The organism is Flavobacterium yafengii (assembly GCF_030010375.1).
GTDB lineage: Bacteria > Bacteroidota > Bacteroidia > Flavobacteriales > Flavobacteriaceae > Flavobacterium > Flavobacterium yafengii.
Window position 1 is genome coordinate 250785 of sequence record NZ_JASCRY010000001.1, and the last position, 11238, is coordinate 262022.

12 protein-coding genes are annotated in these 11238 nt (G+C 35.3%); 5 read left to right on the top strand and 7 right to left on the bottom strand.

The window, feature by feature from the left end; translation table 11 throughout:
* Positions 1 to 86: 86 nt before the first annotated feature.
* The 3 genes from QLS97_RS01070 (at position 87) to QLS97_RS01080 (ending at position 2647) form a co-directional block, all read left to right on the top strand.
* Entirely contained in the window at positions 87 to 869 is a 783-nt protein-coding gene (locus tag QLS97_RS01070) for a DUF3050 domain-containing protein (RefSeq protein ID WP_282713845.1), read from the top strand.
* 63 nt (positions 870 to 932) lie between these two features.
* On the top strand, positions 933 to 1670 hold the full coding sequence (locus QLS97_RS01075; protein ID WP_282713846.1) for an SGNH/GDSL hydrolase family protein: 738 nt from the start codon (positions 933 to 935) through the stop codon (positions 1668 to 1670).
* Positions 1671 to 1750: 80 nt separating this feature from the next.
* Positions 1751 to 2647, top strand: a complete 897-nt coding sequence (locus QLS97_RS01080; RefSeq protein WP_282713847.1) for a serine/threonine protein phosphatase — start codon at positions 1751 to 1753, stop codon at positions 2645 to 2647.
* Between the two features lie 31 nt (positions 2648 to 2678).
* Here QLS97_RS01080 and QLS97_RS01085 read toward each other — a convergent pair whose 3' ends face one another.
* From QLS97_RS01085 to trmB, 6 genes are all read right to left on the bottom strand, one after another.
* On the bottom strand, positions 2679 to 2996 hold the full coding sequence (locus QLS97_RS01085) for a 2Fe-2S iron-sulfur cluster-binding family protein (protein ID WP_073205174.1): 318 nt from the start codon (positions 2994 to 2996) through the stop codon (positions 2679 to 2681).
* A 181-nt stretch (positions 2997 to 3177) separates the two neighbouring features.
* Positions 3178 to 3417 carry a NifU family protein gene (locus QLS97_RS01090; RefSeq protein WP_113636516.1) on the bottom strand — a complete coding sequence of 80 codons (240 nt, stop codon included), beginning with the start codon at positions 3415 to 3417 and terminating at the stop codon, positions 3178 to 3180.
* Between the two features lie 68 nt (positions 3418 to 3485).
* Positions 3486 to 4613: an Mrp/NBP35 family ATP-binding protein gene (locus QLS97_RS01095; protein WP_282713848.1), complete on the bottom strand. Its 1128-nt coding sequence runs from the start codon at positions 4611 to 4613 to the stop codon at positions 3486 to 3488.
* A gap of 202 nt (positions 4614 to 4815) precedes the next feature.
* Positions 4816 to 5145 (bottom strand): MGMT family protein, encoded by a 330-nt coding sequence (locus QLS97_RS01100; RefSeq protein ID WP_199074752.1) that lies wholly within the window; start codon positions 5143 to 5145, stop codon positions 4816 to 4818.
* Positions 5146 to 5186: 41 nt separating this feature from the next.
* Complete coding sequence (locus tag QLS97_RS01105; RefSeq protein ID WP_282713849.1) at positions 5187 to 5822, bottom strand: LysE family transporter; 636 nt, start codon at positions 5820 to 5822, stop codon at positions 5187 to 5189.
* Positions 5823 to 5852: 30 nt separating this feature from the next.
* Positions 5853 to 6530, bottom strand: a complete 678-nt coding sequence (trmB, locus tag QLS97_RS01110; protein ID WP_282715517.1) for a tRNA (guanosine(46)-N7)-methyltransferase TrmB — start codon at positions 6528 to 6530, stop codon at positions 5853 to 5855.
* Between the two features lie 179 nt (positions 6531 to 6709).
* Here trmB and QLS97_RS01115 point away from each other — a divergent pair, with 179 nt between their 5' ends.
* Positions 6710 to 8314, top strand: coding sequence for a L,D-transpeptidase family protein (locus tag QLS97_RS01115; protein WP_282713850.1), 1605 nt, complete (start codon positions 6710 to 6712; stop codon positions 8312 to 8314).
* Positions 8315 to 8578: 264 nt separating this feature from the next.
* Complete coding sequence (locus QLS97_RS01120) at positions 8579 to 10624, top strand: M13 family metallopeptidase (protein WP_282713851.1); 2046 nt, start codon at positions 8579 to 8581, stop codon at positions 10622 to 10624.
* A 93-nt stretch (positions 10625 to 10717) separates the two neighbouring features.
* Here QLS97_RS01120 and QLS97_RS01125 read toward each other — a convergent pair whose 3' ends face one another.
* Complete coding sequence (locus QLS97_RS01125; protein ID WP_282713852.1) at positions 10718 to 11227, bottom strand: nuclear transport factor 2 family protein; 510 nt, start codon at positions 11225 to 11227, stop codon at positions 10718 to 10720.
* Positions 11228 to 11238: the final 11 nt, after the last annotated feature.

Here is an 11238-nt window from a genome sequence, read left to right on the forward strand (position 1 = left end):
AACAACTATTAAAGTATTTATAAAATTGATAGAAAAAGCTTCTTGGAAACAAGAAGCTTTTTTATATTTACATAAAAATACCACTCATGAATATTGAAACAATCAACAATAGCATTCAGCCCCAAAAAGAACTATTGTTACAACATTCTTTATATAAAAAAGTAAAAACAATTGAGGACTTACAGTGCTTTCTTGAAAATCACGTGTATGCAGTTTGGGATTTTATGTCTTTATTAAAAGCATTACAGTCCAAATTAACGTGTACAACAACTCCTTGGTTTGCCACTGAAAATCCTGAAACCAGGTATTTGATAAACGAAATAGTCCTAGCTGAAGAATCTGATTTGACAATTGATGGTCGTCGCCAAAGTCATTATGAAATGTACATTGAAGCGATGGAAGCTTGTGGAGCAAATACTGCTGGAATCGAACATTTTTTATCCGAAGTAAATTCGCTTAAAAACATATTTGTTGCCATCAAAAAAAGCAATTTACACCCTAATATTAAAGCTTTCTTAGACTTTACTTTCAGAGTTATTGACGAAGGGAAATCTCATGAGATTGCAGCTGCATTCACTTTTGGAAGAGAAGATTTAATCCCAAGTATGTTTACCGCTATTTTGAAAAACTTTCAAGAAAATTTCCCGCAAACTGATTTGAGCAAACTCATTTATTATTTCGAAAGACATATCGAGTTAGACGCTGATGATCATGGTCCAATGGCAATGAAAATGATAACAGAACTTTGTGGAACTGATGATCAAAAATGGTCTGATGTAGAAGAAATTTCAATTTTAGCCTTAGAAAAACGCATAGGACTTTGGGATGCTATCGAAGAAACAATTATGATGAATGTAGAATTGGCTTAAAACCAATACTTCCAAATAAACGTAACTATTATTTAGAAATGAACTATATCAAATTTCAAAATAATGAAAAAACAATTCCAAGTAATAGTTACGTTCTTTTCATTGCTTTTTATGGTGAGTTGCAGTACTGAAAACCCAATTTCTGAAACAACTTCCATACCAATAGTTACAGTTCCGCAAACACAAGCCAAGTCTTATAATTATTTAGCCCTTGGAGACAGCTACACTATCGGACAGAGCGTATGTGAAACCTGCAGATTCCCAGCACAATTATCCAAAAGTTTAGGCAATTTGAATGTGAGCAATACTTATTCTTTGAAAATTATTGCACAAACCGGCTGGACTACTTCCAACTTAATTTCGGCAGTAAACACACAGAATCTAGCTTCTAATTATGATTTGGTCACGTTATTAATTGGCGTAAACAATCAATATCAAAACAGGAATTTTTCGTTGTATGAAAAAGAATTTCCTGAATTAGTAAAGAAAGCTATCGCTCTTGCAAAAGGGGATAAAACAAATGTAATTTTGGTTTCTATTCCAGATTACGCTTATACTCCTTTTGGTCAAACATCGGGAAACCAAACAACAATTTCTACAGAAATAGATCAGTATAATGCTTTTGCAAAAAAATACTGCGATGACAATGCGATAGTATTTATAAACATAACAGACATCACCAGACAAGGCTTAACAAACAAGAACCTTGTCGCTTCAGACGGATTGCATCCTTCTGAATTAGCGTATTCTTTATTTGTAGAGCGAATTTTACCAAAAGCAACGACTGCTTTAAACAATTAAAAACAATTCGGTAAAAGAAGTATCAATGAAAAAACAGCTTTCTTCGCTATTTTTTTTATCTTTATTTTTAAAATAAATAAATGTCCTCCCAAGAACGATTAACAAAAGCTTACAAAGAAGCCAAAAGAATTCCTTTTGACAATCAATCAAAATTTATCCTTTTTAGTGACTGCCACAGAAGCGACAACAGTTTTGCTGATGATTTTGCCAGTAATCGAAACGTCTATTTTCATGCGATGACCCAATATTATAACGATGGCTTTACGTATTGTGAGTTGGGTGACGGGGATGAATTATGGGAAAATATTTTTTTTAAAACTATTTTCGAAGCACACAAAAACGTCTATCTTTTACTAAAGAAATTTCATGATTCTAATAGGTACCATAAAATTTGGGGTAATCATGAAATGACTTTTCGAGATAAAGATCATGTAGAAAAAACGCTTACGACGTATACAAACACACAAAACGACAGAATTGAACCCTTGTTCACTGGTATACAATGCCACGAATCCATCGTTTTAGTGCATCAGGAAACCAATCAGGAATTGTTTTTAACTCATGGTCATCAGGCCGATTTCATGAATTATGTGGGTTGGAAAATCAATAGATTTATGGTGCGCATCTTATGGAAACCGTTGCAAATTTGGGGAATATCAGATCCCACAAGTCCCGCTAAAAATTATGTAGAACGAATAAAAATCGAACTGCGCATCAAAAAATGGATTGAGAACAATAATCGAAAAATTACTATTGTGGGCCATACGCATCGTCCTAGTTTTTCTTATCCAAGTCAGAACACGACACCCTACTTCAATGACGGAAGCTGCGTACATCCTAGAAGTATCACTGGAATTGAAATTGTAAATGGAACGATAACACTTATAAAATGGTTTATCGACACAAAGGAGAATGGCATTCTTCAGGTTGTAAGAGAAGTACTTGAAGGCCCGACAAATCTAAAAGATTACAAATAAAAAAGCGTTTGCCGAGGCAAACGCTTTTTTATTAATTTTCAGGAGCCAATTCCAGTTCTAATCCTTCGAGGCTTTCCGTGATTGGGATTTGACAGCCCAAACGACTGTTTGATTTTACGTAAAATGCTTCTGAAAGCATCGCTTCCTCATCATCACCCATTTCCGGTAAAGGTACGTCATTAAGAACATAACATTGACAAGAAGCACACATGGCCATTCCGCCACAAGTTCCTTCTACAGGAAGTTCATAGGCTTTACATAATTCCATGATATTCATGGCCATATCTGTAGGAGCCTGTAATTCATGCACTACTCCTTCTCTATCTTTAATTTTTATTAATACATCCATTTTTAAATTTGGAATTGGTTGGTTAATCAATTGTATACTTTTGGAATGCGGATTTTTTGTGCGTGAGGGATAGCAGCAAGCTACCGAAGTAGCGCGGATAGCCCGACGCTTTTAAGAAAAAAGGCAACTACCCATTATATCGAGTAGCCTTTTTTCTTAAAAGGGTCACGCCCCAAAAAAATTATAGAATATTTACAACGGTTTCTATTTGTGGTGCAAACTTTTTGATGGTGGTTTCCACGCCTGCTCTTAGTGTCATTTGGTTTACACTGCAACTGGTGCATGCTCCTTCGAGACGTACTTTTACGTGTTTGTCGTCCTCGATGGAAATCAGTGTGATATCACCACCGTCAGAATTCAAAAAAGGTCTGATTTCTTCGAGTGCTTTTTGAACTTCTACAAATAATTCTTCTGTTGTCATTTTCTTTATTTAAAGATTGAAAGATTAGAAAATTGAAAGATTAAAAATCATTTCAACCATTCTAGCTTCTATTTTTTTACTGCGGAACAACCGGCCATAGTTGTTATTTTAACAGCCTCTGTCGCAGGTAAATTTTCGTTTCTGCTTACTACTTCCTGCACTACGTTTCTAGTGATTTCTTCGAAAACAGTTTCGATAATTGAACCTGTTTGCATTGCTGCCGGACGACCGTAATCTCCTGCTTCACGAATAGATTGTACGATTGGCACTTCGCCAAGGAATGGAACTTCTAAATCTTCAGCAAGATTTCTGGCTCCTTCTTTTCCAAAGATATAGTATTTATTTTCAGGTAATTCTTCCGGTGTAAAGTATGCCATGTTTTCAATAATTCCTAAAACAGGAACATTTATAGCCTCTGACATGAACATAGAAACTCCTTTTTTAGCATCGGCCAAAGCTACTGCTTGTGGAGTACTTACTATAACAACACCCGTAATTGGTAATGATTGTACGATAGAAAGGTGAATGTCTCCTGTTCCTGGTGGCAAATCGACTAACATAAAATCCAATTCTCCCCAGTCTGCATCAAAAATCATTTGGTTCAACGCTTTAGAAGCCATTGGTCCTCTCCAGATTACCGCTTGACTTGGCGCCGTAAAAAATCCAATTGAAAGAATTTTTACTTCATAGCTTTCAACGGGTTTCATTTTTGATTTCCCATCGACTGTTACAGAAACTGGTTTTTCATTTTCTACGTCAAACATGATGGGCATAGACGGTCCGTAAATATCGGCATCAAGGATTCCAACTGAAAAACCCATTTTAGCTAGTGATACCGCTAGATTTGCAGTCACAGTAGATTTTCCTACTCCTCCTTTTCCAGAAGCAACTCCGATAATATTTTTTATTCCTGGAATTGATTTTCCTTTGATTTCTGGTTTGTCCGGAACCTCAACTTTACTATTGATTTTGATTTTTGCATCCGGAGATACTAATTCAAGAATTGTTTTTTTGATATCGTCTTCTGCACGCTTTTTAATGTGCATCGCCGGTGTGTGCAATACTAAATCTACCACAACCTCATCACCAAAAGTAATTACGTTTGCTATTGCACCACTTTCAACCATATTTTTCCCTTCTCCAGCTATAGTAATCGTTTCTAAAGCTTTAAGAATGTCTTTTCTATCTAATTTCATTTTTAGTTTACTGTTTTCTATTGGCATTTCAGCGCCAGAATATTATCTTTATTTAAACTGATTTCAGATTACAAAGATACTATGAAAAGTTCTTATTATAAAGGATTTGTATTGCATTTATTGATGACGAAATTGAGGGCGATTATTTAGAGAAAATACCGCTTTTGACCACAAAAAAGCTACTGTATTGAACTTTCAAAAACTACTCAATCCTAACTTCTGGTTGCCAGAAATGTTTTTCGAAATCTACAATTTGGTTATCAACAACTTCTATGCCTTCGTTTTCCAATAATTGTTGCATCAGATTTGTTCCGTCAAAATGAAGTTTTCCTGTGAGCAATCCTTTTCTGTTTACGACACGATGCGCCGGAACATCTTCAAGATTATGCGAAGCATTCATTGCCCAACCCACCATTCGAGCAGAACGAGCAGTTCCTAAAGCCTTTGCAATAGCGCCATATGAAGTGACTTTTCCGTAAGGAATTTGTCTGGCGATGGCGTACACACGTTCAAAAAAGTTGTCGTTTGACATATTTATAAAATCAGATAAAAAGATATTTATTCTGTTTAAAACTACCTCAAATAATATCGAATAATATTAATCAAGGTGATTAAAGCTATCAATCCTGTTATACTTCCTATGATGGTATTCATGTTTTTCATCATATAATCTGTTTTGCCTTCTATTTTCTGAAAGAAAGTGATGTATAAATAAAAAACTAAAAAAGAACCCAATACCACACCGGTAACAAAAACAAAAACATGGGAAATATCAAACACAAACAAATTATAAGAAGCTAAAGTGATGCTTACAAAAACATAATACGGAATGGGAAAAAAATTAAGTGCAGAGAGTAACATTCCAAGAAAAAAACGAGTAGAAGTACTCTTCTTTTTAATTTTCCCCTTCTTCGCTTTTGGCTTTTTGGCAATCAGCAAGAAGTAAATGGTCAGTACTGAAAATATAACAAATCCCACTTCTCGCAGCAACACAATAACATCTGGTCTGCCTTCAATATACCTTGCAAATAATATTGCCAATGTAGCTTGAAAAAAAATCACAATTACCGCTCCTAAAACAAACCAATACGCGCTTGTCTTTCCTTCTTTCAGATTCACTTTGGCGGCTGTCATATTGATTAACCCCGGAGGTGTAATCCCTACAAAAGCTGTAATTAAACCCAAAAACAAAGAAACAATTAAATTCATAGGCAAGATACGAGGATCAAAAAAGCAAAATTATTCTTTAATTTTAAATCGAATATACGTAATTGCTTTGTTAATTTCCAAATATTGTTTTTCATAAAAAGTTTGAAATGCGGTCACTTCCTCCGGACTTCCCTCATTTACATATACATTATGATTGGCATATAAAACTTCGTGTCCTTCGCCGTGCAATAACCCAAGGGTGTATCCGTGCATGAACTCGCTGTCGGTTTTTAAGTTTACGACACCGTCTTTTTTAAGGATTTTTTTATACAATTGCAAAAACTCCGAATTCGTCATTCTGTGTTTTGTGCGTTTGTATTTAATTTGTGGATCTGGGAAAGTAATCCAGATTTCGTCCACTTCATTTTCAGCAAAAATGTGGTTGATTAATTCGATTTGGGTTCTGATAAAAGCGACATTGTGCAACCCAGTATCAACAGCCGTTTTAGCTCCACGCCAGAAACGCGCTCCTTTGATATCGATTCCTACAAAGTTTTTATTTGGATATCTTTCGGCAAGACCTACTGAATATTCTCCTTTACCACAGCCTAATTCCAGCACTAATGGATTTTCGTTTTTGAAGAATTCCGAATTCCATTTGCCTTTAAGCGGAAACAAATCTCCTACTACTTCTTCTCTCGTTGGTTGAAAAACGTTATCGAATGTTTCGTTTTCCTTGAACCTTTTTAATTTATTTTTACTTCCCACTTTTTCAGAATATTTCGGCAAAATTAAGGAAATATATAAGACCGAACGACCAACAGACGAAAAAATGAAAAAACGTTTTGAAAATTAGTCCAATTACAACCCTTTCAACTCTTAACGGCACTGTTAATTCACTTTTAACCTATAAAATATTTCTTTACCTTTATACAAATAATCATGCCATGAGACACTTTGTTTTATCCATTGCAATTATATTATTTGGTTTTTTACCCTCTTCAGCTTACCGTAATAAAAACAAAACGGCTAATGAAACCACTTTTGCTCTAACACTATCAAAGTATAAAATTGACAAATCCACAATTCCAATTGACAGCACTTTAGTTCCCGTATTTTTCAAGAAATATCCCAATTTAAAAAAATACCAATCCGATGTAAAAGCGCTGTACAGAAAACGAAATTACCACTCCATTTGGTTTGATAAAAAAGGACTCATTGAGTTTGCCAATTTATTATATTCCAAAGTAAATCAACTGGAAGAAGAAGGTTTAAAATCGCGAATAGCTTACAAAGAAAAAATTGACGGTGTTTTTAATGACACTAATTCGGATGATCTATATCAAACCGAAACAGAACTGATGTTGTCATCCATGTATGTTTTTTATGCTAAAAAAGTATACAAAGGAATTGACACTGAAAAAATAGAAGAAATGGGATGGTTTTTACCTCGAAAAAATCTATCCTATGAAAATCTTTTAGACTCTTTATTAGTTGATCCTGGGCTATTAAGTAAAAACGAAAAACAACTGTTTGGGCAATATTACAAACTGCGAGATGTTTTAAAAAGATACCGCCAAATAGAGCAAAATGGTGAATGGAATACCATAACAATAGATTCTGTGGAAAAAATATTCAAACCAAAAGACAGTTCTAAAACCATTGGACAAATAAGACAGCGACTTGCCGTTACGGGAGATTTAAAACAAGACTCTAAAAGTAATGTGTACGATGCTGAATTAATGGAAGGCATATTGAATTATAAAAAGAGAAATGGCTACAAAACAGATTATCTCATTGCAGCCAAGCACATTCAACGCATGAATATCCCGATAGAGAAATATATTAAAACCATCATAGCAAATATGGAACGCTGCCGATGGATTGACCCAAAGCTCACAATAGCAGACGAACACATCATTATAAACATTCCTTCCTATAAACTCTTTTATAAAAAAGATGGTGTAAATATATTAGAGTCAAAAGTCCTTGTGGGGAAAAACATGACCGAAACAGTTGTTCTCAGTAGCAATATAACTAAAATAGTGTTTAGTCCTTATTGGAATATTCCCAAAAGCATCATTAAAAATGAATTAAACGATGCCATTGCACGGGACGAAAATTATCTGGAAAAACACAACATTGAATGGAACAATGGCAATGCCAGACAAAAACCCGGTCCCAGAAACTCCTTGGGGCTCGTTAAGTTTGTCTTTCCAAACTCTGATGATATTTATTTACACGATACGCCGTCTAAAGATTTATTTCAATACGAATACCGGGCGTATAGCCATGGCTGCATTAATATTGAAAAAGCGAAAGATCTGGCGCTTTTGATTTTAAAAGACGATCCGGATTGGCCTATAACACGCATCAATGAGGCCATGAAAGGCGAAAAGGAAACGGCTTACATCCTGAAAAAGAAAATCCCAATTCACATTGGTTATTTTACCGCCTGGGTAAATGATTTAGGAGAAATTAATTTTTACAACGACATTTATATAAGGGACGAGCGTTTAGCCGAACTGCTTTTCTCCGATGATTCTAAATAAATTTATTGTTTGGACCGCATCGTTTTATCATTCTATTTTACTCCTATTCAAATGCATATCATAATTCACTTTTACTTTCTATAAAGTGCCAATGTTGTAGTGCTTTAACATTTATCTATTTCGTCTAAAAAACCATTCAAATGAGGAAAACCAATGGTTGAAGTCTCTTAGTTAAAAACTAATTTTGTTTTAAGTATTTAATAATCAATTTATTATAAAAATGTGGCTTTTTTTTAATTACATTTATATTCTAAAATCCAACTTATGAAACCAAAACCATACCCAATTAAAACACAGCTCGTGTTGGTATCTTCCATTTTGTTGTTAGGTGCTTTTAACACTTCTGAAAAATCAGACCTGCTCCTTTCCGGGATTAACAAGGAAAACATGGACACATCTGCTAAACCAGGTGATAATTTTGATACCTATGTCAACGGAACCTGGAAAAAAAACACTAAAATACCAGATGACAAAGCCTCTTACGGTGCTGGCTATATGGTTTATGAAAAATCACAAGAAGACGTAAAAGCCATTATCGAAGCTTCTTCCAAAGGTGATTTTGCAGCCGGTTCTGATGAACAAAAAATTGGGGACTTTTATGAAGCCTACATGGACACTAAAACAAGGGATCAAAAAGGAATTGCGCCCTTACTTCCGGAATACAAAAAAATTGATGCAATAAACAACTACACTGATCTGTCTGCTTATTTTGGATACGCCAATAAATCCGGAAGCAACATTCCTTTTTCCGTTTCGGTAATGGAAGATTTAAAAGATCCAACCCAATACATGCTTATTTCTTGGCAAGGTGGTTTAGGATTGCCGGATAGAGAATATTACTCCCTTGAAGATGCCAAATCTAAAGAAATTCAAAAAAAATATGTAACCCATATCGAGAAGATGCTGCAACTAGGCGGAATAGCCAATGCACCTGATTTATCTAAAAAAATCATGGCATTAGAAACTGTTTTGGCTGCCCAACACATGAAAAAAGAACAAACCCGTGACATTGTAAAACTGTACAACAAATATGCTATTAAAGATTTGAACCAACTCATGCCTGATTTTAATTGGGCCAGCATGTTACAGAACGCAGGAATCCTGAACCAACAAAACATCGTCGTTGCACAAGTTGATTACATCAAATCACTCAATACAATCATAAAAACAACACCTTTAACCACTTGGAAAGCCTACCTGAAATGGAATACCATTCATGGATCGGCAACATCATTGAACACCGCTTTAGACAATGAAAATTTTGACTTCTATGGCAAAACCCTTAACGGAATACAAGTACAACAACCGTTATGGAGAAGAGGTGTTGATAGAGTAAACAATAGTCTTGGTGAAATCGTTGGAAAGGTTTATGTAAAAAAACACTTCTCTCCTGAAGCCAAAGAACAAGTAACACTTTTAGTTAAAAACCTTCTTAAAGCTTACGGGGAAAGCATAAAAAATCTGGATTGGATGAGTCCGGAAACCAAAAAACAAGCCTTGGACAAACTCTCAAAATTCACTCCAAAAATTGGTTATCCTGACAAATGGAGAGATTATTCTACCTTGAAAGTCGTAAAAGGTGACTTGTATGGAAACCAACAAAAAGCCACCACTTTTGAATACAACAGACAAATTAACAAATTAGGAAAACCTGTTGACAGAACCGAATGGGGAATGACTCCACAAACCGTAAACGCATATTACAATCCGCCACTTAATGAAATCGTATTTCCTGCAGCCATATTACAACCCCCTTTCTTTGATGTAAAAGTAGAAGACGCGGCAAACTATGGCGGAATTGGAGCTGTAATTGGTCATGAAATAGGTCATGGTTTTGATGATCAAGGAAGCACCTTTGATGGTGACGGAGTATTGCGCAATTGGTGGACAGCTGAAGATTTAACCGCTTTTAAACAAAAAACAGGCGCATTAGTTGCGCAGTACAACACATTCAAAGTATTTCCTGACCTCAATGTGAATGGGGAATTTACCCAAGGGGAAAACATAGGGGATTTAGGCGGATTATCCATTGCCCTAAAAGCTTACAAAATGAGTCTGGAAGGAAAAGAATCGCCCGTTTTAGAAGGTTTCACCGGTGAACAACGCGTGTTATTAAGCTGGGGACAATGTTGGTTAAATAAAACTCGTGACGAAGCTTTGCGAAATCAAATCGCTACTGATCCACATTCGCCGGCAAAATTCAGAGTTAATGGTGTAGTGCGCAATATTCCTGAGTTTTATACCGCTTTCAACATACAACCTACCGATTCCTTGTATCTGGCTCCAGAGAAAAGAGTCAAAATCTGGTAAGTATTAGGATTTATATCTAATAAAAAACCTCTGCTAAAAAACAGAGGTTTTTTTATGTAAAAAAAGTAATCCTACCAAAAATGCTAAACGGATTTATTGTTTCGATTTCAATGTTTTTATCATTGCATCTTCAAGAGAAGCCTTAACTTTTATAACTTCATCCGAATTTTCATTTGGAATCGTCATTGACAAAACGTAGTGTTTTATTTTCCACCCCTTACCTATTTTTATCAAAACACCTGAACCACGACAAATCTTCATTTGGGTATTCAACAATTCATCAAACCAAGCAGTTTTACCCGTTTCATCAAAATAAATATGACGTTCCAAAGCAGTAAAACTCCAAGCTTTCCCTTTATCGAAATGCGGTTTTGCATAGGCTTGAAAAGCAGTTTTATTCCAATTCTCGGTTGCATCGGTACCAATGAAAATAGCATCATCAGCCATCAAACTGAAATAGGCATCATAATTAGCTTCTGCGGCGGCTTTATGCCAGGCATCAAGTACGGAATTGATGTTTGCTTTTGAAACTGTTTGATTCTCCATCATGGTTTTGCATCCGGATAAAGTAATAACGATAAGAACAGCCAGTATTTTTTTCATGTGATATAGGT

What these genes read in the sequence shown, in the direction of transcription:
- QLS97_RS01070 (WP_282713845.1), top strand. Translation starts at nt 87, where the DNA reads ATGAATATTGAAACAATCAACAATAGCATTCAGCCCCAAAAAGAACTA.
- QLS97_RS01075 (WP_282713846.1), top strand. Translation starts at nt 933, where the DNA reads ATGAAAAAACAATTCCAAGTAATAGTTACGTTCTTTTCATTGCTTTTT.
- QLS97_RS01080 (WP_282713847.1), top strand. Translation starts at nt 1,751, where the DNA reads ATGTCCTCCCAAGAACGATTAACAAAAGCTTACAAAGAAGCCAAAAGA.
- QLS97_RS01085 (WP_073205174.1), bottom strand. Translation starts at nt 2,996, where the DNA reads ATGGATGTATTAATAAAAATTAAAGATAGAGAAGGAGTAGTGCATGAA.
- QLS97_RS01090 (WP_113636516.1), bottom strand. Translation starts at nt 3,417, where the DNA reads ATGACAACAGAAGAATTATTTGTAGAAGTTCAAAAAGCACTCGAAGAA.
- QLS97_RS01095 (WP_282713848.1), bottom strand. Translation starts at nt 4,613, where the DNA reads ATGAAATTAGATAGAAAAGACATTCTTAAAGCTTTAGAAACGATTACT.
- QLS97_RS01100 (WP_199074752.1), bottom strand. Translation starts at nt 5,145, where the DNA reads ATGTCAAACGACAACTTTTTTGAACGTGTGTACGCCATCGCCAGACAA.
- QLS97_RS01105 (WP_282713849.1), bottom strand. Translation starts at nt 5,822, where the DNA reads ATGAATTTAATTGTTTCTTTGTTTTTGGGTTTAATTACAGCTTTTGTA.
- QLS97_RS01115 (WP_282713850.1), top strand. Translation starts at nt 6,710, where the DNA reads ATGAGACACTTTGTTTTATCCATTGCAATTATATTATTTGGTTTTTTA.
- QLS97_RS01120 (WP_282713851.1), top strand. Translation starts at nt 8,579, where the DNA reads ATGAAACCAAAACCATACCCAATTAAAACACAGCTCGTGTTGGTATCT.
- QLS97_RS01125 (WP_282713852.1), bottom strand. Translation starts at nt 11,227, where the DNA reads ATGAAAAAAATACTGGCTGTTCTTATCGTTATTACTTTATCCGGATGC.